Below are 21,316 nucleotides of genomic sequence, written 5' to 3'. Positions count from 1 at the left end.
AAAAGCAGTGGGCTGCGGGCGCCCCGGTCGGGCACCCGCAGCCACCCTGTCTTTTACAGGTACTGACCGGTGTTCGCCACCGTGTCGATGGAACGTCCGGTGTCCGCGCCCTGCTTTCCGGTGACAAGGGTGCGGATGTAGACGATCCGCTCACCCTTCTTGCCGGAGATCCGAGCCCAGTCGTCGGGGTTGGTGGTGTTGGGCAGGTCCTCGTTCTCCTTGAACTCGTCGATGCAAGCCTGGAGGAGATGAGAGACCCTGAGGCCCTTCTGGTTCTGCTCGAGGAAGGCCTTGATGGCCATCTTCTTGGCGCGCCCCACGATGTTCTCGATCATCGCGCCCGAGTTGAAGTCCTTGAAGTACAGGACTTCCTTGTCGCCATTGGCGTACGTGACTTCGAGGAAGCGGTTCTCCTCGGATTCCGCGTACATGTGCTCCACGGCGGTCTGAATCATGTTGGCGACCGTGGCAGCCCGGTCGCTGCTGTGCTCGCCGAGGTCGTCGGCGTGGAGCGGCAGACGCTGGGTGAGGTACTTGCCGAAGATGTCCTTGGCCGCTTCGGCGTCCGGACGCTCGATCTTGATCTTCACGTCGAGCCGGCCGGGCCGCAGGATGGCCGGGTCGATCATGTCCTCACGGTTCGAGGCACCGATCACGACCACGTTCTGCAAGCCCTCGACGCCGTCGATCTCGGCGAGCAGCTGCGGGACGATGGTGTTCTCCACGTCCGAGCTGACGCCGGAGCCACGGGTGCGGAACAGGGACTCCATCTCGTCGAAGAAGACGATGACGGGGGTGCCCTCGCTGGCCTTCTCGCGGGCACGCTGGAAGACCAGGCGGATCTGTCGCTCGGTCTCACCGACGTACTTGTTGAGAAGCTCAGGACCCTTGATGTTGAGGAAGAAGCTCTTCCCCTGGCCCTGTCCGGTCACCTCGGCGACCTTCTTGGCAAGGGAGTTGGCGACTGCCTTGGCGATCAGGGTCTTACCGCATCCGGGGGGCCCGTACAGCAGGACACCCTTGGGCGGCCGCAGTTCGTGCTCCCGGTAGAGGTCCGGGTAGAGGTAGGGCAGCTCGACCGCGTCGCGGATCAGCTCGATCTGGTTGCCCAGGCCGCCGATCTGCTCGTAGCCGATGTCCGGGACCTCTTCGAGGACGAGTTCCTCTACTTCGCTCTTCGGTACGACTTCGTAGACATAGCCGGATCGGGGTTCGAGAAGCAGCGCGTCGCCGGGGCGGATGACGACGTCGAGCAGCGGCTCGGCGAGCCGTACCACCCGTTCCTCGTCGGTGTGCCCGGTCACGAGGGCTCGCTCGCCGTCCTCCAGGATCTCCTTGAGGGTGACGATGTCGCCGACGCTCTCGTACTCCATGGCCTCGACCACGTTGAGCGCTTCGTTGAGCATCACTTCCTGGCCACGCCTGAGCTCTTCGAGCTCGACGCTGGGGCTCACGTTCACCCGAAGCTTTCGGCCGCCTGTGAAGATGTCGGCGGTGCCGTCCTCATTTGCCGTGAGGAAGACTCCGAAGCCGGCCGGCGGCTGCGCGAGCCGGTCGACCTCTTCCTTGAGAGCCACGATCTGGTCGCGGGCCTCGCGGAGGGTGTTCGCCAGTCGTTCGTTCTGAGCGGACACGCCGGCCAGATTGGTCTGCAGTTCGACGATCCGCTCTTCGAGAATCCTCGTATGACGCGGAGAGTCGGCGAGCTTGCGCCGCAGGACGGCGATCTCCTGCTCGAGATAGGCAATCTGCCCGGCGGGGTCGTCGGACCCTCGTCCCGGGCGGATGCCGCGGTTGATGTCGTCGTCGTGGGCTGCCACGGTCCTCACCTCCTCCAAGGGGAGCTGGACGCTTCCAGACCCTACCTGGGTGGGTGTTGATTGAAACCCCTAGATCACAAAGACGGTCGAGGTGTGTCCGATCTTCACCCTTGCGCTCTCCCTCTCGCCAGGGGGATACCCACCCAACAACATCGGAAAGCGGGCGGTTGTAGGGTCGAACTGTTCAACACCCGTCAGGCCTGGCCCGACTTGCTCCTGTGAAGTCGGATTTCCCGGGCCGCGACGCAGGAAACGGCAGGAGACATGACCGTGCAGCAAGAGGCCGGATCCGGCACCGACAGCAGCGTTCCGCTGGAGGTGTGGATCGACCAGGACCTGTGCACCGGTGACGGGATCTGCGCTCAGTACGCGCCGGAGGTCTTCGAGCTGGACATCGACGGCCTCGCATATGTGAAGAGCCAGGACGACGAGCTGTTGCAGGACGCCGGTGCCTCAACGCCCGTACCGCTCCCGCTTCTCACCGATGTCGTGGCGTCCGCGAAGGAGTGCCCGGGCGACTGCATCCATGTACGCCGCGTTTCGGACAGGGTCGAGGTGTACGGGCCCGACGCGGACTGACGAGTCGGCGACCGACCGGGCGGTCGGTCACGGAGAGCGAAGGGCCCCGCACGCCGGTGACCGGTGGGCGGGGCTCTCGTGTCGGCTCAGACGCTGCTGGCCCCGGCCGGCGTCGACCGGACGAACGTCCCGTTCTTCCACTGCCACTTGGCCTGGTCGTGGACGTCCGGGCGGTAGCGCGGGACGGCGTCGGAGGAGTAGCCGTCGAGGCTCGCGGTGACGGCTCCGTCCCGGACGTCGAGGCCGGTGACGGAGAACTGGTCCTTCGGGTCGAGGAGCGTGGCGACGATGCGGGGTGCGGCACCGGCCGGCCGGGTGAGGACGTAGACGCCGCTCGGCGGGGTGCCGGAGCCCGCGTCGCAGCGGACGACCGCGACCGTCTCGGGGCGGCCGTCGCCGTCGAGGTCGCCGGATGCCTTCTTCTGCACGAGGACCTTGACCGGTCCGCAGTCGACCGGGAAGTGGACCGCGGCCGGATCGGGCGGTGCGACGGCCCGGGACACGGTGCCGGGCGCCTCGGCGCCGGCCTGGACGGCGGTGGCCGCGCCCGGCTGGAGGAAGCCGGAGGCCGCGACGACGGCGGCGAGGGCGGCCGCGGTGGCCAGCCAGTGGATCGGGCGGGTGGTGGTGTGCGCCAGGTCCGGGACGGCGGGTTGCTGCACTAGGAGTGTCTCCTGTGAGGGCTGTGCCGGTGGGGTGGCCAGCATCGTGCCATACGTCACAGTGCAGGGGAACGGCGGGGTCCGTCGTCTCCGCGGTGGCTCCTGGTGAGGGTGCTGCCGCTGTGTCAACGAACGGACGCCGCCGCCGAGTTCCCGTACGGGGCGGGGAACTCGGCGGCGGCGCCGTGGCGTTGTGCGGTCGTACGGTGTTCTGCGGTTCTGCGGTTCTGCGGTTCTGCGGTCCTGAAGGGTCAGCGGGCCGTCGGCTCAGCGGCCGCGGTTGCCGCCGTCCGCGTTCGGTCCGTCGTAGTCCTCGCCGTAGGCGCCCTTGGCGGGGCGGCGGCGGCGCATGGGCGGCTCGACGCCGTCCGCGAGGCGGCGGGCGGTCAGCAGGAAGCCGGTGTGGCCGATCATCCGGTGGTCGGGGCGGACCGCGAGGCCCTCCACGTGCCAGTTGCGGATCATCGACTCCCACGAGGTGGGCTCGTTGAAGCAGCCGATCTCGCGGATGGACTCGACGGTGCGGGCGAGCTGCGTGGTCGTGGCGACGTAGCAGCACAGGATGCCGCCGGGGACGAGCGCCTTGGAGACGGCCTCCAGGCACTCCCACGGGGCGAGCATGTCGAGGATGACGCGGTCGACGTCCGCGTCGGCCAGGTTGTCCTGGAGGTCGCCGACGGTCAGCTGCCAGGCGGGGTGCGGGCCGCCGAAGTAGCGCTCCACGTTCGCCTGCGCGATCTCGGCGAAGTCCTCGCGGCGCTCGTACGAGTGCAGCATGCCCTGGTCACCGATGGCGCGCAGCAGAAAGCTGCTGAGCGAGCCGGAGCCCACGCCCGCTTCGACGACGCGGGCGCCGGGGAAGATGTCGGCGAAGGCGAGGATCTGCCCCGCGTCCTTGGGGTAGACCACGGCGGCGCCGCGGGGCATGGACAGGACGTAGTCGGGGAGCAGGGGGCGCAGCGCGAGGTAGGCGACGTTTCCGGTGGTGCGGACAACGCTGCCCTCGGGTGCGCCGATCAGCTCGTCGTGCGGGAAGGAACCCTTGTGGGTGTGGAAGTTCTTTCCCTCTTCGAGCGTGAACGTGTAGTGGCGGCCCTTGGGGTCGGTCAGCTGTACCTGGTCCCCGACCTTGAAGGGCCCGCGTCGGCGGGCGGCACCGGTCGGTTCGGACATGTGACCAGCCTACCGGCCCCGGCGAGGCCCGCCGACCATGCGGCTTCCGGGGCGTTCGCGGGGCGTTCTCGCTGCGTTTCCGGGCGTTCCTACGAGGGGCGGGCCATGGCCTTGACGAAGGCGCGCTCCACGTCGGCGGCGGAGAGGACGCCGTAGATGGCGCCGTTGTTCTCGACGACCAGGTACTCGGTGGCCGGGGTGGCGCGGAGGGTGTCGAGGAGGTCCTCCCCCGCCAGTTCGGCCGAGACGCGCATACCGTCCGTGAGGTCCTGGGCGAGGCCGCTGACGGTGACCCAGGGGCGGCGGTGCTCGGGGACGCCGACGATGGCGGCCTCGCGGACCAGCGAGCGGGGTTCGCCGTCGGCGTCGACGACGACGAGGGCGCGGGCGCCGGACTCGTTGGCGCGGCGCAGGGCCTCGGAGAGCGGGGTCGCGGCGGCCACGGGGACGGCGCGCCGGGTGAGGGTGCGGGCGCGCAGCTCGGGGAGGTGTTCGCGGAGCCGGGCCATGCGCAGGCTGTTGCCGGCGCCGGTCCAGATGATCGCGGCGAGGATGGCGGCGAGCAGCGCGTCGGTGACGGTGTCCATGCCGCTGACGTCCTCGGTGTTCTCGCCGAGGACGCCTGACTGGGTGAGCAGGGGCAGGCCGATGAGGACGGTGACGGCGAGGGCGCGGCCGACCCAGGCGGCGGCGATGGTGCCGCTCATGGGTCTGCCGGTGATCTTCCAGACGACGGCGCGGAGCATGCGGCCGCCGTCGAGGGGCAGGCCGGGCAGCAGGTTGAAGACGGCGACGATGAGGTTGGAGACCATCAGGCCCGCCAGCAGGACGCCGGGGACGGTGCCGGGCTCGACGGCCATCACGCCGAGGTAGAAGACGCCGGACAGGACGAGGGAGAGCAGGGGTCCGACGAAGGCGAGGACGAACTCGCGGCCCGGGGTCTCGGACTCCTTCTCGATCTCGGAGACGCCGCCGAAGAACTGGAGCTGGATGCGGCGGACCGGGAGTTTGAAGCGCAGGGCGGCGACGACGTGGGCGAGTTCGTGGACGAGCACGGAGGCGTAGAAGGCGACCGCGAAGAAGAGGGAGACCAGGTAGCGGGCGGCGCCGAGCTCGGGCAGGACGCGGTCGAGCTGGCCGCCGAAGACCCAGGTGATCAGCGCGGCGACGAGGAACCAGCTGGGGGCGACGTAGACCGGGACGCCGAAGGGGCGTCCCATGAGGATGCCGCCGCGGGGGCTCGGGGGTTTGGCCGGGCCCTTGCGCTTGCCGGAGGTGGCGGCGGCCCGGTCGGGGTGGGTGTCGTGGGAGTGGCCCGGGGGGTGGGTGTCGTGGGCGGGCGCGCCCGCCGGGGTCTTCGGGCCGTCCTCAGGGGCGGGGCCGCCCCGGTCCGGGCCCGGGCCCGGGTCGTTCCGGAGTTGCTGCGGCGGGGGCGTGGCGTTGCCTTCCGGGACGGCGTCCTTCGGGGTGGACGGCGCGGCGGAGTCCGGCCGGGCCTGCGCGGGGTGCCCCCCTTGGTCCTCCGCCGGCGGCGTCGCCTCGCCGGTGCCGGACTGCGGCTGCCCGCTCTCGTCCACGGTGATCCCTCGGTCCCCTCGTTCGAAGCGTTTCCCCGCCGGAGCGGGACGTTCTGGCGTCGATGGTATGCGGACGGTGTCCGGCGGCCCCCGTCGACTCCCCCGGGGCCACGCTACGCAAGACGCCCGGGACGCGCAGGTGCCTGGCTGTCAGTGGCGGGCCGTATCGTCGTGGGACATGGAGACCAGTACCGAGACGGGCCCGGCGACGGGCCCGGAGTCCGGATCCGAGAGTGGCGTCGGCGAGGCCGTGACCGCCGCCGTGGCCGCTGTCGCGCCGGCGTCGCTGTCGCCGTCGCGGGCGAGCGATTTCATGCAGTGCCCGTTGCTGTACCGGTTCCGGGTGATCGACAAGCTGCCGGAGAAGCCGAGCGAGGCGGCGACGCGGGGCACGCTGGTCCATGCCGTGCTGGAGAGACTGTTCGACGCCCCGGCCGGGGAGCGCACCGCGCCGCGGGCCAAGTCGCTGATCCCGGGTCAGTGGGACCGGCTGCGGGAGTCCAGGCCGGAGCTGGGCGAGCTGTTCGCCGACGATGCCGAGGGCGAGCGGATGGCCCGGTGGCTCGGTGACGCGGAGCGGCTCGTCGAGCGCTGGTTCACGCTGGAGGATCCGACGCGGCTGGAGCCCGCCGAGCGGGAGCTGTTCGTCGAGGCCCAGTTGGAGTCGGGGCTCAAGCTGCGCGGGATCATCGACCGGGTCGACGTGGCGCCCACCGGCGAGGTGCGCATCGTCGACTACAAGACGGGCAAGGCGCCGCGCCCCGAGTACGCCGAGGGCGCGCTGTTCCAGATGAAGTTCTACGCGCTGGTGGTGTGGCGGCTGAAGGGTGTCGTGCCGCGCCGGCTCCAGCTGGTGTATCTGGGCAGCGGTGACGTGCTGACCTACGACCCGGTCATCGCCGACCTGGAGCGGGTGGAGCGCAAGCTGCACGCGCTGTGGGACGCCATCAAGGAGGCCACCGAGACCGGCGAGTGGCGGACCCGGCCGACGAAGCTGTGCGGCTGGTGCGACCATCAGGCCGTCTGCCCGGAGTTCGGGGGGACTCCCCCGCCGTATCCGCTGCCGGTGCGCTCCTCCGCCGGTGATCCGGCCTGATCCGGACCCGCCGCCCCTGGCAGGGCAGAATGGGGCCGGACTATCGAAGGAGTGTCTCGTGGCCATCCGCGTCCTACTGGTCGATGACCAGCCGCTGCTGCGTACCGGCTTCCGCATGATCCTGGAGGCCGAGCAGGACATCGCGATTGTCGGCGAGGCCGGCGACGGCCTCCAGGCTCTCGACCAGGTGCGGGCGCTTCAGCCCGATGTGGTGTTGATGGACATCCGTATGCCGCGGATGGACGGGGTCGAGGCGACCCGGCAGATCAGCGGTCCCGGCAAGGACGGTCCGGCGAAGGTGCTCGTCCTGACGACCTTCGATCTCGACGAGTACGTGGTGGAGGCGTTGAAGGCGGGGGCCAGTGGCTTCCTGCTCAAGGACGCCCCGGCCAATGAGCTGGTGCAGGCGATCCGGGTGGTCGCCGCCGGCGAGGCGATGCTCGCGCCGAGCATCACGCGCCGGCTGCTCGACAAGTATGCGGACCATCTCCCGTCGGGCGACGAGCCGGTGCCGGACACCCTGCACACGCTGACCGAGCGCGAGGTGGAGGTGCTCAAGCTGGTGGCGCGCGGCCTGTCGAACGCGGAGATCGCCGCCGATCTCTTCGTGAGCGAGACGACCGTGAAGACCCATGTCGGGCATGTGCTCACGAAGTTGGGTCTGCGCGACCGGGTGCAGGCGGCCGTGTACGCGTACGAGAGCGGCCTCGTCCGTCCGGGCGCGCAGTAGGCCCGCGGGCGTCGCACGCGCGAAGGCGGCGGTCACCGGTGGTGGCCGCCGCCTTCGTACGTGCGGGTGGTGGTGCGGGGCGGGCCGGTCAGCCCTTGCTGATCTCCCAGAACCGGAACACGGTCGACGCGTCGAGGCAGTTCTCCAGGCCGTAGACGTTGTCGCGGGCGACGGCGTACTGCTTGGCCTGCCACACGGGCAGGATCGGCAGCTGCTGGGCGACGATCTTCTGGAGCTGCCCGTACTGCGCGGAGGTGGCGGCGCGGTCGCTCTGGGCGCCGGTCGTCGGGATGATCGTGTCGGTGACGGCCGAGTTGGTGTAGTGGTTGCCGAGGACGTTGTCCTTGCCGAAGAACGGCTGGGTGAAGTTGTCCGGGTCCGGGTAGTCGGGCACCCAGCCCTTGACGTAGACCCCGTACTTGCCGGACTTGATGTCCCGCTCGTACTGGGCGAACCCGACGGACTTGACGTCCGCGTCGAAGAGGCCGCTCGCGTCGAGCTGCTCGGCGATGGCCTTCAACTCGGCGTCCGTGGCCGGTCCGTAGCGCGACGGCGTGGACCAGAGCGTCAGCTTGACCTTGCCGGTGATGCCGTCGGCGCGCAGCGCGGCCCGGGCGCTGCTCGTGGAGGGGCGGGCGCCGTACGTGTCGAAGAAGGCGGTGTTGTGGCCGCTGATGCCCGCCGGGATGATCGAGTAGAGCGGGGTCGCGGTGTTGTTGTAGACCTTGTCGATGAGGGCGTCGCGGTCGATGAGGTAGGCCATGGCCTTGCGGACGGCGAGCTTGCCGGCGACCGGGTCCTTCATGTTGAAGACGAGGTGCTGGACCTCCGCGCTGGTGCCCTCGACGACGTCGAGCTTGCCGGCGGCGTCGGCGTTCTTGCCGGTGGCCGCCTCGATGTCGGCTATGTCCTTGGCGGCGAGCCCGCGGTAGGCGACGTCGACGTCCCCGTCGAGCAGGGACTTCTTCAGGCCGCTCTGGTCACCGTGGAAGAACTTCATGGTGACGCCGGTGTTCTTGGCCTTGGCGGAGCCCTCGTACTTGTCGTTGACCGAGAACGCCGCCCGGTCGTTGTCGAACGAGTCGAGCCGGTAGGGGCCCGAGCCGACGGCCTGGCCGTCCGTGCGCAGGGCGTCGGCCGGGTACGCGGTGTGGTCGACGATCGAACCGGCGCCCGAGGCGATCTTGCTGGGGAAGGTCGCGTCGGCGTACTTGAGCTCGAAGACGACGGTCCTGGCGTCCGGTGTCTCGACCTTGTCCAGCATCGGGAACATGATCGCGGGGCCTGCGTCGTCGTTGATGTTCCTCATGCGGTCGAACGAGTACTTGACGTCCGTGGACGTGAGCGCGTCGCCGTTGCTGAACTTCAGGCCCGGGCGCAGGGTGCACGAGTAGACCTTGGTGGCCGAGTCGCTGAAGTGGCACTCCTTGGCGGCCTCGGGCTCCGGCTCGGTGCCTCCGTCGGGGAAGCTGAGCAGGGACTGGAAGACGTTGTTGAACAGCAGCCACGAGCCCGGGTCGTAACCGGCTGCCGGGTCGGTGGCCTGGATCTCGTCGGACATTCCCACGACGACGGAGTCACCGGTGTCGCCGGAGCCGCCGGATCCGCCCTGCTGCGAGCCGCAGCCGGTCAAAAGGGCCGCGGCGAGTCCCACGCCGAGGGGCAGGTTCAGCCACTGGTTTCGCATTGTCACTACGTGCCTTTGTCGTCGGTCGTGCGGTTCGGGGCGGGGCCGGCCGCGGCTTCGGGACCGGCCCCGCGGAGAGACATCAGCCGCTGACGCCGCGGCCGAGCTCCCACAGCTGGAGGACGGCGGAGGAGGACAGCGACCGCTCCACGCCCGTGATGTCGTCGCGCGCGGCCACGTACTGCTTGCCCTGCCACAGCGGCAGGACGGGCACGTCCTCGGCGACGATGTTCTGGATCTGCTGGAGGCTCTTGGACGCGGTGAGCCGGTCGGCCTCGCGGCGCTCGGCCGGGATCAGCTCGCCGCGGATGGTGTCGTTGGCGTACGGGGACGCGAGCGTGTTGTCCTTGTCGAGGAACGGCGCGAGGAAGCTGTCGGCGTCGGGGAAGTCGGGGAACCAGCCCATGCCGTAGACGTCGTACTTGCCCTTGAGCTCCTCGGCGCGGAAGGTGTCCCAGACGTCGCCCTTGATGTCGACGTCGAACAGGCCGCTGTCGTTCAGCTGCTCCTGCAGGACCTCGAACTCCTTCTTGGTGGCCGAGCCGTAGTGGTCGCTCGTGTAGTGCAGGGTGAGCTTGACCGGCGTGGTGATGTTCGCGTGGCTCAGGGCCGCCGTGGCCTTCGCCTTGTCCGGGTCGCCGTACTTGTTGAAGAACGAGTTCTGGTGGCCGGTGACGCCCGCGGGCACCAGCGAGTACAGCGGGTCGGCGGCGGTGCCGTACACCTTCGACACGAGCTCTCCGCGGTCCACGACCTGCGCCATGGCCTGGCGGACGGCCTTGTCCTTGGCGCTGCCCTTCGCGGTGTCGAAGCCGATGTAGCGGATCTCCATGCCCGGCATCTCGACCAGGTTGATGTTCTGGGGCGGGTTGGTCGAGTACGTGTTGATCTGTTCCGGCGACATGGCGCGCGTGATCACGTCGACGTCGCCCTTCTCCAGCGCCTTGCCCATGGCCTCGGCGCCGGTGAAGGAGACCAGCTCCACCTTGTCGTTCTTCGGCTTCAACTGCCCCTTGTAGTTGGGGTTCTTGGTGAAGACGGTCTTGACGACGGTCTTGCCCTTGGTCTCGACCTCCATGGTGTACGGACCGGAGCCGTCCACCTCGAAGCCGTTGCGCAGCTTCTTCTTCGCGTAGTCGTCGGGGTTGACGATGCCGGCGGTGGGCGTGGCCAGCTTGTACGGGAAGGTGGCGTCCGGGGTGTTGAGGTGGAAGATCACCTCGCGGTCGCCCTTCGTCTCGATCGTGTCGATCGTGGAGAGCAGGCCGTACACCATGCTGGAGCTCTTGATGGCGCGGACGCGGTCGAAGGAGTACTTCACGTCGGCCGCCGTGACCGCGTCGCCGTCGGCGAACTTCAGGTCCTTGCGCAACGTGCAGACGTACCGCTCGCTGCCGGTGTCGGTGAAGATGCAGCTCTCGGCGGCGTCGGGCACCGGGTCGCCGCTGCCGCTGCGGGGCATCGCCATCAGCGTCTGCACGGTCTGGCGCAGCACGTTCCAGGAGCCGACGTCATAGGCGTACGCGGGGTCGAACGGGGCCGGGACCGCCTTCGACGCCATGAACCGGTCGGTGGTGCCGACGGCGATCGCGTCGCCACTCTGGCCCCCACTGTCGGACCCGCCGCACGCGGCGAGCACTGGGGCAAGCAGACCGATGATGGCCGGCAGCACCAAAGTCTTGCGGTTCATGCTCGAAGTTCTCCAGAGCTCGATCCCGTGGACCTGGGCAGGGTGATGCGCGCGGGGCACGGGTGGGTTGCGGCGATGTTCTCGCGACGACATTAATGGGCTCGCCGTCGCGGTCCGCGGGCGCTGGAGCCGGTCGCCCATCACGCAGCGGAATCAGGCGTGGACGCACCGAAAACACCTCAGGAGGAAGGTTCGGCGCAGGGGGCCACCAACCAGGACACAAGGTCACGCCCGGGAGCATGCGGAGCGACCTCGCAGCACGAGCGTCCGAACCTGTCGACCCCTCATCGAGTGGGAAAGGTCACACGGCCAACTGGATTGGCAGGGGCGCCGATTCAGCCATCCCGCCGCCGTCAGGGCGTCATCAGGCCATGCAGGAAAGGCAGGTTGACGTGTTCGAGGGAGGGGACGACGGTGCGCCGGGGCGCCGGCTCGATGGGCGTGAGGGAGGGGACGGCCACGACCTGGCATCCCGCCGCCTCGGCGGCGGCGACACCGGTGGCGGTGTCCTCGATGACGGCGCAGCGCTCGGGGTCGGCGCTCAGCCCGGAGGCGGCGATCAGATACGGGTCGGGGTACGGCTTGGTCCGGGTGACCTCGTCGCCGGCGACGGTGAGGCGGAAGTGCTCGGCGCCGAGCGAGTGCAGGACCCGGTCGATGATGCGCCGGTGGGAGGCGGAGACGAGCGCGGTGGGCACTTGGTGCGCGGCCAGTTCGGCGAGGAGTCTCGCGGCGCCGGGCATCAGCGGCAGCGACTGCCCGATGCGCCTCTCGAAGGCGTCGTTGAGCAGGACGGTCACCTCGGCGACGGTGATGTCGGCGCCGGTGGCCTCGATGAGGAAACCGGCGCTGCGGGTCATGGGGCCGCCGACGACGACCTGCTTCCAGGCCGGGTCGAGGGTGTGGCCGAGAGCGGCGAAGACGGCGGCCTCGGCGTCCCACCAGAAGCCCTCGGTGTCGACGAGGGTGCCGTCCATGTCGAGGAGCACGGCCTGCAGCGTGAAGCCTTCGGCCGTTCGGGTACCGAGCGCGGGAACCGTACTGGTCATCCGAGTACACCTCCATGAGGGACGAGAAGGCCGGCCACCCTCCTTGCGGGGAGGGCGACCGGCCTGTGCTGGACCGACCAGTGTACGACTGCCGCGGATTACCGCGCGTTGAAGTACTTCGCCTCGGGGTGGTGGATGACGATGGCGTCGGTGGACTGCTCGGGGTGGAGCTGGAACTCCTCGGAGAGCTGGACGCCGATCCGCTCGGGTTCGAGCAGTTCGGCGATCTTGGCGCGGTCCTCCAGGTTGGGGCAGGCGCCGTAGCCGAGCGAGAAGCGGGCGCCCCGGTACTTGAGGTCGAACATGTCCTGCATCGCGTCCGGGTCCTCGCCGGCGAAGCCGAGTTCGGAGCGGACGCGGGCGTGCCAGTACTCGGCGAGGGCCTCGGCCAACTGGACGGAGAGGCCGTGCAGTTCGAGGTAGTCGCGGTAGGAGTCGGCGGCGAACAGCTCGGCCGTGGCCTCGCCGATCTTCGAGCCGACGGTGACGACCTGGAGGCCGACGACGTCGGTCTCGCCCGACTCCTCCGGGCGGAAGAAGTCGGCCAGGCACAGGCGCCGGCCACGGCGCTGGCGCGGGAAGGTGAACCGGGTCCGCTCGTTGCCCTGCTCGTCCAGGATGATCAGGTCGTCGCCCTTGGACACGCACGGGAAGTAGCCGTAGACCACGGCCGCTTCCAGCATGTTCTTGGTGTGCAGCTCGTCGAGCCAGCCGCGCAGCCGCGGCCGCCCCTCGCTCTCCACCAGCTCCTCGTACGTGGGCCCGTTCCCGGTGCGCGCCTGCTTCAGGCCCCACTGGCCCTTGAACAGGGCGCCCTCGTCGAGCCAGGAGGCGTACTCCTTGAGCTGGATGCCCTTGACGACGCGGGTGCCTCGGAAGGGCGGGGTGGGGATCGGGTTGTCGGTGGCGACGTCGGAGCGGGCCGGACCTTCGACGGGCTGCTCCTCGACCACCGTGGTGCCGGCCTTGACCCGCCGCTGCTTGAGTTCGGGCAGGGTAGCGCCGGGGACGCCGCGCTTGACCGCGATGAGGGCGTCCATCAGGCGCAGGCCCTCGAACGCGTCCCGGGCGTAGCGGACTTCGCCCTCGTAGATCTCGTGCAGGTCCTGCTCCACGTAGGCGCGGGTCAGGGCGGCGCCGCCGAGGATGACGGGGAAGTCAGCCGCCATCTTGCGCTGGTTCAGCTCCTGAAGGTTCTCCTTCATGATCACCGTGGACTTGACCAGGAGCCCCGACATGCCGATCACGTCGGCCCTGTGTTCCTCGGCGGCTTCCAGGATCGCGGAGACCGGCTGCTTGATGCCCAGGTTGACCACGTTGTAGCCGTTGTTGGACAGGATGATGTCGACGAGGTTCTTGCCGATGTCATGGACGTCGCCGCGGACGGTGGCGAGCACGATGGTGCCCTTGCCCTCCGCGTCGGACTTCTCCATGTGCGGCTCCAGATAGGCCACCGCGTTCTTCATCACCTCGGCGGACTGCAGCACGAACGGCAGCTGCATCTGGCCCGAGCCGAACAGCTCACCGACCACCTTCATACCGGCCAGCAGCGTGTCATTGACGATCTCCAGCGCCGGACGCGTCGTGAGGGCTTCTTCGAGGTCCTGGTCCAGGCCGTTCTTCTCACCGTCGATGATCCGCGCCTTGAGCCGCTCCTCCAGCGGCAGCGCCGCCAGCTCCTCCGCCTTGCCCGCCTTCAGCGACTTCGCCGTGGCGCCCTCGAAGAGCGCCATCAGCTTCTGCAACGGGTCATAGCCCTCGCTGCGCCGGTCGTAGATCAGGTCGAGGGCCGTGGTGACTTGCTCCTCGTCGAAGCGGGCGATCGGCAGGATCTTCGAGGCGTGCACGATCGCCGAGTCCAGGCCGGCCTTGACGCACTCGTCCAGGAAGACGGAGTTCAAAACGATGCGGGCGGCCGGGTTCAGACCGAAGGAGATGTTGGACAGGCCGAGGGTGGTCTGGACGGCGGGCCGGCGCCTCTTCAGCTCGCGGATCGCCTCGATCGTCGCGATGCCGTCCTTGCGGGACTCCTCCTGACCCGTACAGATCGTGAAGGTCAGGCAGTCGATGAGGATGTCCGCCTCATGAATCCCGTAATTCGTCGTGAGGTCCTCGATCAGGCGCTCGGCGATGGCCACCTTGTGCGCGACCGTGCGGGCCTGACCCTCCTCATCGATGGTCAGCGCGATCAGCGCCGCCCCGTGCTCCCGCGCCAGCTCGGTGACCTTCGCGAACCGGGACTCAGGGCCATCCCCGTCCTCGTAGTTCACCGAGTTGAGCACCGCACGCCCACCCAGCTTCTCCAGCCCCGCCCGCAACACCGGGACCTCGGTCGAGTCGAGGACGATGGGCAGCGTCGAGGCGGTGGCGAACCGGCCCGCCAGCTCGGCCATGTCAGCCGCCCCGTCACGCCCCACATAGTCCACGCACAGGTCGAGCATGTGCGCGCCCTCACGGATCTGCTCCCGCGCCATCTCCACACAGTCGTCCCAGCGGCCCTCCAGCATCGCCTCGCGGAACTTCCTCGACCCGTTGGCGTTCGTCCGCTCACCGATCGCCATATAGGCGGTGTCCTGCCGGAACGGGACCGTCTGGTAGAGGGAGGCGGCGCCCGGCTCCGGGCGCGGCTCACGCCGGGTCGGCTCCGTGCCCCGCACCCGCTCCACGACCTGGCGCAGATGCTCCGGCGTGGTGCCACAGCAGCCGCCCACCAGCGACAGCCCGTACTCGCGCACGAACGTCTCCTGCGCATCCGCCAGCTCCTTGGCGGAGAGCGGATAGTGCGCCCCGTCCTTGGTCAGCACCGGAAGACCCGCGTTCGGCATCGCCGAGATCGGGATACGCGAATGCCGCGAGAGATAGCGCAGATGCTCGCTCATCTCCGCCGGACCCGTCGCACAGTTCAAGCCGATCATGTCAATGCCGAGGGGTTCAAGCGCCGTCAGGGCCGCGCCGATCTCCGAACCCAGCAGCATCGTGCCGGTCGTCTCGACCGTCACCGAACAGATCACCGGCAAATTCGTGCCCGTCGCCGCCAGCGCCCGCCGGGCACCGATCACCGACGCCTTCGTCTGGAGCAGGTCCTGCGTCGTCTCGACCAGCAGCGCATCCGCACCGCCCGCGATCAACCCCTCCGCATTGCGCTGGTAGGCATCACGCAACACCGTGTAGGGGGCGTGGCCCAGGGTGGGCAGCTTCGTGCCAGGACCCATCGAACCCAGCACCCAGCGCTGCTGCCCGGTGGCGGCGGTGAACGCGTCGGCGACCTCACGCGCCACCCGGGCACCGGACTCGGAGAGTTCGAAGACGCGCTCGGCGATGTCGTACTCGCCGAGGGCCGCATGGTTGGCGCCGAAGGTGTTCGTCTCGACGCAGTCGACGCCGACCTCGAAGTACGCCTCGTGGACGGAGCGCACGATGTCGGGGCGGGTGACGTTCAGGATCTCGTTGCAGCCTTCCAGCTGCTGGAAGTCCTCAAGGGTGGGGTCCTGTGCCTGGAGCATGGTGCCCATCGCACCGTCAGCCACCACGACACGGGTGGCGAGGGCTTCGCGGAGGGCGTCCACGCGGGCTCGGGCATCGACGGCGGGCGTTGGCAACGAGGCCATGAAAGTGCTCCCTGAGGTGCGACGGCTGTCGGCTTTGCGGCTCCACTGCTGGAGGCGCACCCGGCCAGGGTAGCGGGGACGAAGGTCCGCACGTGAGAGCGTCCACGCCGTGGAACGCCGGTCGGCGCAACCTCACCACACGGTGGTCACACTGGCCGGGAGCGGTCGCTGACAGGAATCGGGCCGAAATATAGGCTCACGCCGCATTAGCACGAGGTCGGCAACGACCGATACTGTTCAGCATTGTCGAACGTTGCTTGGCGACCCCGGTCGCGTGAGGGAACCGAGGGAGGAAGGGACGGCGATGGCACGCAACATCCAGTCGCTCGAACGGGCCGCGGCGATGCTCCGGCTCCTCGCGGGCGGTGAGCGGCGGCTCGGTCTCTCGGACATCGCCTCCGCCGTCGGCCTCGCCAAGGGCACGGCCCACGGCATCCTGCGCACGCTGCAGGCCGAGGGCTTCGTCGAGCAGGACCCGGCGTCGGGCCGCTACCAGCTGGGTGCGGAGCTGCTGCGGCTGGGCAACAGCTACCTGGACGTGCACGAGCTGCGGGCGCGCGCCCTGGTGTGGACGGACGATCTGGCCCGGTCCAGCGGGGAGGCCGTGTATCTGGGCGTGCTGCACCAGCAGGGCGTGCTGATCGTGCACCACGTCTTCCGGCCCGACGACAGCCGGCAGGTCCTGGAGGTCGGGGCGATGCAGCCGCTGCACTCCACGGCCCTGGGCAAGGTGCTGTCCGCGTACGACCCGGTCGCCCACAGCGAGGTCATGGAGACCGACCGCAAGGAGTTCACGGCGCGGACGGTGGGCTCCCTGGAGGGCTTCGAGTCGGTGCTCGACCTGACGCGGGCGCGCGGGTACGCCGAGGACGTCGAGGAGACCTGGGAGGGGGTCGCCTCGGTCGCGGCCCCGATCCACGACCGGCACCGGATGCCGGTGGGGGCCGTCGGCATCACCGGCGCGGTGGAGCGCGTCTGCAAGGCCGACGACCAGGGGGCGCTGCGCCCCGAGCTGATCGCCGCCGTGCGCGACTGCGCGCGGGCCGTCTCCCGCGATCTGGGCGCCAGCCGTTTCTGAGAACGGCCCCCGGCCCCCGGTACTTCCCGCCTGCACGCCCCGTCTCCGGACGGGGCTCTTCCGTTTCACGGGGCGGGACGCACCCGTCGGCGCGTCGCTCAAGGTGCAGGACGCACCCGTACGCGCGACGATCGATGCACGTCCATGACCGCAGAGTCACCGATAACCACGATCTATCAATAACGATCGTGCTTTGGATAACAGAACCCTTGACGATCGAGTGACCCCGGAGCAAGACTCGCGTCCATCGGTCGGCATTGTCGAACACCTACCGGCAATACGCGTTAGAGTGGACAAGGCCAGGCCGAGACCGCCCTCACTTGGAGGGCGCGGACCACCGGAGAGGGATTCGGGGTTCGGTTTTCCCCTGGACGAAGGACAAAGGAGTCGCGGGTGTCCAGCTCCGACATCTTCATCGGCGAGACCATCGGTACCGCCGTGCTCATCCTGCTGGGCGGTGGCGTCTGCGCCGCCGTCACTTTCAAGCGCTCGAAGGCGTACGAGGCCGGCTGGCTCGCCATCGCCTTCGGTTGGGGCTTCGCGGTCCTGACCGGTGCCTACCTGGCGGGCGGCGTCTCCGGCGCCCACCTGAACCCGGCGGTCACCATCGGCCTCGCCATCGAGGGCGGCACCAAGTGGAGCGACGTACCGCTCTACCTGGGCTCCCAGCTCCTCGGCGCGATGATCGGCGCCGTGCTGGTCTGGGCGACGTACTACGGGCAGTTCCGCGCGCACCTGACCGACCCGGAGATCATCGCCGCGCAGCCGGCCGACGAGGGTCTGGTCGACCAGAAGGCCGCGCCCAAGGCGGGCCCCGTGCTCGGCGTCTTCTCGACGGGCCCGGAGATCCGCAACGTCGCGCAGAACCTGATCACCGAGATCATCGCGACGGTCGTGCTGGTCCTCGCCATCCTGACGCAGGGCCTGAACGACGGCGGCAACGGCTTGGGCACCCTCGGCGCCCTGATCACCGCCCTCGTCGTCGTCAGCATCGGTCTCTCGCTCGGCGGCCCCACGGGCTACGCGATCAACCCGGTCCGTGACCTGGGCCCGCGCATCGTGCACGCGCTGCTGCCGCTGCCCAACAAGGGCGGCTCCGACTGGTCGTACGCCTGGATCCCGATCGCGGGACCGCTGATCGGCGGCGCCATAGCCGGTGGCCTCTACAACATCGCGTTCAAGTAGACCGCCCGGCACCGCGAGCACCCCGCCCGAGCACCGAGAACCTTTCAGGAGCACCCCGTGACCGACGCACACACCGCAGGACCCTTCATCGCGGCGATCGACCAGGGCACCACGTCCAGTCGCTGCATCGTGTTCGACAAGGACGGCCGCATCGTCTCCGTCGACCAGAAGGAGCACGAGCAGATCTTCCCGAAGCCGGGCTGGGTCGAGCACGACGCGAACGAGATCTGGGCCAACGTCCAGGAAGTCGTCGCCAGTGCCGTGAGCAAGGCCGGCATCACGCGCGACGACATCAAGGCCATCGGCATCACCAACCAGCGCGAGACCACGCTGCTCTGGGACAAGAACACCGGTGAGCCCGTCCACAACGCGATCGTCTGGCAGGACACCCGCACCGACGCCCTGTGCAGGGAGCTCGGGCGCAACGTCGGGCAGGACCGCTTCCGCCGCGAGACCGGCCTGCCGCTCGCCTCGTACTTCGCCGGGCCCAAGGCCCGCTGGCTGCTCGACAACGTCGAGGGGCTGCGCGAGCGCGCCGAGGCGGGCGACATCCTCTTCGGCACGATGGACAGCTGGGTCATCTGGAACCTGACCGGCGGGGTCGACGGCGGCAAGCACGTCACCGACGTCACCAACGCCTCCCGCACCATGCTGATGAACCTGCACGAGATGAAGTGGGACGAGCGCATCTGCTCCTCCATCGGCGTGCCGACGAACATGCTGCCCGAGATCCGCTCCTCCGCCGAGGTCTACGGCGAGGTCACCGGCGGCAGCCTCGGCGACGTGCTCGGCGGCATCCCCGTCGCGTCCGCGCTCGGCGACCAGCAGGCGGCCCTGTTCGGCCAGACCTGTTTCGCCGAGGGCGAGGCCAAGTCCACGTACGGCACCGGCACCTTCATGCTGATCAACACCGGTGACAAGGCCATCAACTCCTACTCCGGGCTGCTGACCACGGTCGGCTACCAGATCGGCGACCAGAAGCCGGTCTACGCCCTGGAGGGCTCCATCGCGGTCACCGGTTCGCTGGTGCAGTGGATGCGCGACCAGATGGGCCTCATCAAGTCCGCCGCCGAGATCGAGACGCTCGCGTCGTCGGTCGAGGACAACGGCGGCGCGTACTTCGTGCCGGCCTTCTCCGGCCTGTTCGCCCCGTACTGGCGCCCCGACGCCCGCGGCGTGATCACCGGCCTGACCCGGTACGTCACCAAGGCGCACATCGCGCGCGCCGTCCTGGAGGCCACGGCCTGGCAGACCCGTGAGATCAGCGACGCCATGACGAAGGACTCCGGCGTCGAGCTCACGGCCCTCAAGGTCGACGGCGGCATGACCTCCAACAACCTGCTGATGCAGACGCTCTCCGACGTCCTGGACGCACCTGTGGTGCGCCCGATGGTCGCCGAGACGACCTGCCTCGGCGCCGCCTACGCCGCCGGTCTCGCCGTCGGCTTCTGGTCCAGCACCGACGACCTGCGCGCCAACTGGCGCCGGGCCGCCGAGTGGACGCCCCGCATGGACGCGGACACCCGCGACCGTGAGTACAAGAGCTGGCTCAAGGCCGTACAGCGGTCCATGAGCTGGCTCGAAGACGAGGAGTAAGACCCCACCATGACTACCCAGTCCACCCTGCAGACCGTGCCTGCCCTCGGAACGCACCCGGCCGCCGGCTCCAACCCGAGCCGCGCCGAGACCCGCGAGCAGCTTTCCAAGGCGACGTACGACCTCCTGGTGATCGGCGGCGGCATCCTGGGCATCTCCACTGCCTGGCACGCGGCGCAGTCCGGTCTCAGGGTGGCCCTGGTCGACGCCGGTGACTTCGCCGGCGCCACCTCCTCCGCCTCCTCCAAGCTGCTCCACGGCGGTCTGCGCTACCTGCAGACCGGCGCGGTGAAGCTCGTCGCGGAGAACCACTTCGAGCGGCGTGCGGTGTCCCGGAACGTGGCCCCGCACCTCGCCAACCCGCTCACCTTCTACCTGCCCGTCTACAAGGGCGGCCCGCACGGCGCGGCCAAGCTGGGCGCGGGCGTCTTCGCGTACAGCGCCCTGTCGGCGTTCGGCGACGGCGTCGGGCACCTGCTCTCCCCCGGCAGGGCGCAGCAGGACGTGCCCGAGCTGCGCACGGAGAACCTGAAGGCCGTGGCCGTCTACGGCGACGACCAGATGAACGACGCGCGGATGGCGCTGATGACGGTGCGCGCGGCGGTCGACGCCGGTGCCGTCGTCCTCAACCACGCCGAGGTCACAGGGCTGCGCTTCACCAAGGGCCGGGTCACGGGCGCTGAGCTCAAGGACCGGCAGAGCGGTGACGAGTTCGGCGTGACCGCGCGGCTCGTCCTCAACGCGACGGGCCCTTGGGTCGACCACCTGCGCAAGATGGAGGACCCGGACGCCGCCCCGTCGATCCGCCTCTCCAAGGGCGCGCACCTGGTCCTGAAGCGGACGTCGCCGTGGAAGGCCGCGCTCGCCACCCCGATCGACAAGTACCGCATCACCTTCGCCCTCCCCTGGGAGGACATGCTGCTCCTCGGCACGACCGACGAGGAGTACGAGGGTGACCCGGGCGAGGTGTCGGTCACCGAGAAGGACATCGACCAGATCCTGGACGAGGCCGCCTTCTCCGTCCGCGACCAGCAGCTGAAGCGGGACCTCATCACCTACTCGTTCGCCGGTCTGCGGGTGCTGCCGGGCGGTCCGGGTGACACCTCGAAGGCCAAGCGCGAGACGGTCGTCACCGAGGGCCGGGCGGGCATGCTCTCCGTCGCGGGCGGCAAGTGGACGACCTTCCGCCACATCGGCCGTACGGTGATGAAGAAGCTGGAGTCGCTGCCCGGCCACCCGCTCGGCGAGGCCGACGAGGGGTTCGTGCCCATCGACGAGCTGCCCAAGCGGATGCCGCTCCCCGGTGTCGCCAACCCGCGGGCCGTCGCGCACCGCCTCCTGGTGGACAGCCCGACGCCCGGCTCCGGGATGGCCGCCGACACCGCCAAGCACCTGGCGACGCACTACGGTTCGCTGGCCTTCGACATCGCGCGCCTGGCCAACGAGAACCCGGAGCTCGGTGAGCGGGTGCACCCGGACGCGCCGGAGATCTGGGCGCAGGTCGCGTACGCGCGGGACCACGAGTGGGCCCAGACGCCGGACGACGTGCTGCGCCGCCGCACCACGCTGACCATCCGGGGCCTGGCCACGGACGAGGTGCGCGGCAAGGTGCAGGCTCTGCTCGAGAAGAAGTAGGCCGGCGGACACCTGAGCGGAAGGGGGGGGTCCCCCAGGGGGGGGCGCCCCCTCCCCGTCCCCTTGCACTTCCCCTCGGTGTCCCCCCCCCCCCCACGTCCCGGCGTGGGGGTGGGTCCACGCAGGTCCCAGTCCTGTCCACCCCCCCTCC

Annotated in this window: 15 protein-coding genes; 7 read left to right on the top strand and 8 right to left on the bottom strand. The window is 69.5% G+C overall.

Annotated features, from left to right (window positions below):
* Positions 1-53 precede the first annotated feature (53 nt).
* Positions 54-1,820, bottom strand: coding sequence for a proteasome ATPase (gene arc / locus ACZ45E_RS34620; RefSeq protein ID WP_468228839.1), 1,767 nt, complete (start codon positions 1,818-1,820; stop codon positions 54-56).
* A 264-nt stretch (positions 1,821-2,084) separates the two neighbouring features.
* Between arc and ACZ45E_RS34615 the strand changes: the two genes are divergently transcribed.
* Positions 2,085-2,399: a ferredoxin gene (locus ACZ45E_RS34615; protein WP_468228836.1), complete on the top strand. Its 315-nt coding sequence runs from the start codon at positions 2,085-2,087 to the stop codon at positions 2,397-2,399.
* Positions 2,400-2,485: 86 nt separating this feature from the next.
* Here the strand turns inward: ACZ45E_RS34615 and ACZ45E_RS34610 are convergent, their stop codons facing one another.
* The 3 genes from ACZ45E_RS34610 to ACZ45E_RS34600 all read right to left on the bottom strand — a co-directional run bounded on the left by ACZ45E_RS34610 (position 2,486) and on the right by ACZ45E_RS34600 (position 5,811).
* Positions 2,486-3,061: a hypothetical protein gene (locus ACZ45E_RS34610; protein WP_468228833.1), complete on the bottom strand. Its 576-nt coding sequence runs from the start codon at positions 3,059-3,061 to the stop codon at positions 2,486-2,488.
* Between the two features lie 267 nt (positions 3,062-3,328).
* On the bottom strand, positions 3,329-4,234 hold the full coding sequence (locus ACZ45E_RS34605; RefSeq protein WP_468228830.1) for a tRNA (adenine-N1)-methyltransferase: 906 nt from the start codon (positions 4,232-4,234) through the stop codon (positions 3,329-3,331).
* A gap of 89 nt (positions 4,235-4,323) precedes the next feature.
* Positions 4,324-5,811: a site-2 protease family protein gene (locus ACZ45E_RS34600; protein ID WP_468228827.1), complete on the bottom strand. Its 1,488-nt coding sequence runs from the start codon at positions 5,809-5,811 to the stop codon at positions 4,324-4,326.
* Between the two features lie 178 nt (positions 5,812-5,989).
* Between ACZ45E_RS34600 and ACZ45E_RS34595 the strand changes: the two genes are divergently transcribed.
* Both ACZ45E_RS34595 and ACZ45E_RS34590 read left to right on the top strand, forming a co-directional pair.
* Entirely contained in the window at positions 5,990-6,907 is a 918-nt protein-coding gene (locus ACZ45E_RS34595; RefSeq protein WP_468228824.1) for a RecB family exonuclease, read from the top strand.
* Between the two features lie 58 nt (positions 6,908-6,965).
* Positions 6,966-7,637, top strand: coding sequence for a response regulator (locus ACZ45E_RS34590; protein ID WP_468228821.1), 672 nt, complete (start codon positions 6,966-6,968; stop codon positions 7,635-7,637).
* 88 nt (positions 7,638-7,725) lie between these two features.
* Here ACZ45E_RS34590 and ACZ45E_RS34585 read toward each other — a convergent pair whose 3' ends face one another.
* From ACZ45E_RS34585 to metH, 4 genes are all read right to left on the bottom strand, one after another.
* Positions 7,726-9,330 (bottom strand): ABC transporter substrate-binding protein, encoded by a 1,605-nt coding sequence (locus ACZ45E_RS34585; RefSeq protein ID WP_468228818.1) that lies wholly within the window; start codon positions 9,328-9,330, stop codon positions 7,726-7,728.
* 76 nt (positions 9,331-9,406) lie between these two features.
* A complete protein-coding gene (locus tag ACZ45E_RS34580; RefSeq protein WP_468228816.1) occupies positions 9,407-11,014 on the bottom strand; it encodes an ABC transporter substrate-binding protein in 1,608 nt (535 codons plus the stop codon).
* Between the two features lie 353 nt (positions 11,015-11,367).
* Positions 11,368-12,063: an HAD family hydrolase gene (locus ACZ45E_RS34575; protein ID WP_468228813.1), complete on the bottom strand. Its 696-nt coding sequence runs from the start codon at positions 12,061-12,063 to the stop codon at positions 11,368-11,370.
* Positions 12,064-12,161: 98 nt separating this feature from the next.
* Positions 12,162-15,671, bottom strand: coding sequence for a methionine synthase (metH, locus tag ACZ45E_RS34570; protein ID WP_468228810.1), 3,510 nt, complete (start codon positions 15,669-15,671; stop codon positions 12,162-12,164).
* A gap of 304 nt (positions 15,672-15,975) precedes the next feature.
* Here metH and ACZ45E_RS34565 point away from each other — a divergent pair, with 304 nt between their 5' ends.
* The 4 genes from ACZ45E_RS34565 to ACZ45E_RS34550 all read left to right on the top strand — a co-directional run bounded on the left by ACZ45E_RS34565 (position 15,976) and on the right by ACZ45E_RS34550 (position 21,165).
* Positions 15,976-16,749, top strand: coding sequence for an IclR family transcriptional regulator (locus tag ACZ45E_RS34565; protein ID WP_468228807.1), 774 nt, complete (start codon positions 15,976-15,978; stop codon positions 16,747-16,749).
* Between the two features lie 393 nt (positions 16,750-17,142).
* The gene (locus ACZ45E_RS34560) at positions 17,143-17,934 is read left to right on the top strand and encodes an MIP/aquaporin family protein (protein ID WP_468228804.1); all 792 of its coding nucleotides are present in this window, start codon (positions 17,143-17,145) and stop codon (positions 17,932-17,934) included.
* A 57-nt stretch (positions 17,935-17,991) separates the two neighbouring features.
* Complete coding sequence (gene glpK, locus ACZ45E_RS34555; RefSeq protein ID WP_468228801.1) at positions 17,992-19,530, top strand: glycerol kinase GlpK; 1,539 nt, start codon at positions 17,992-17,994, stop codon at positions 19,528-19,530.
* 9 nt (positions 19,531-19,539) lie between these two features.
* Positions 19,540-21,165 carry a glycerol-3-phosphate dehydrogenase/oxidase gene (locus ACZ45E_RS34550; protein ID WP_468228798.1) on the top strand — a complete coding sequence of 542 codons (1,626 nt, stop codon included), beginning with the start codon at positions 19,540-19,542 and terminating at the stop codon, positions 21,163-21,165.
* Positions 21,166-21,316 lie beyond the last annotated feature (151 nt).

The sequence above is a fragment of the Streptomyces sp. NPDC030991 genome, from assembly GCF_055571235.1.
The sequence above is the reverse complement of the archived record's forward strand: the minus strand, read 5'-3'. Positions and strand labels throughout refer to the sequence as shown.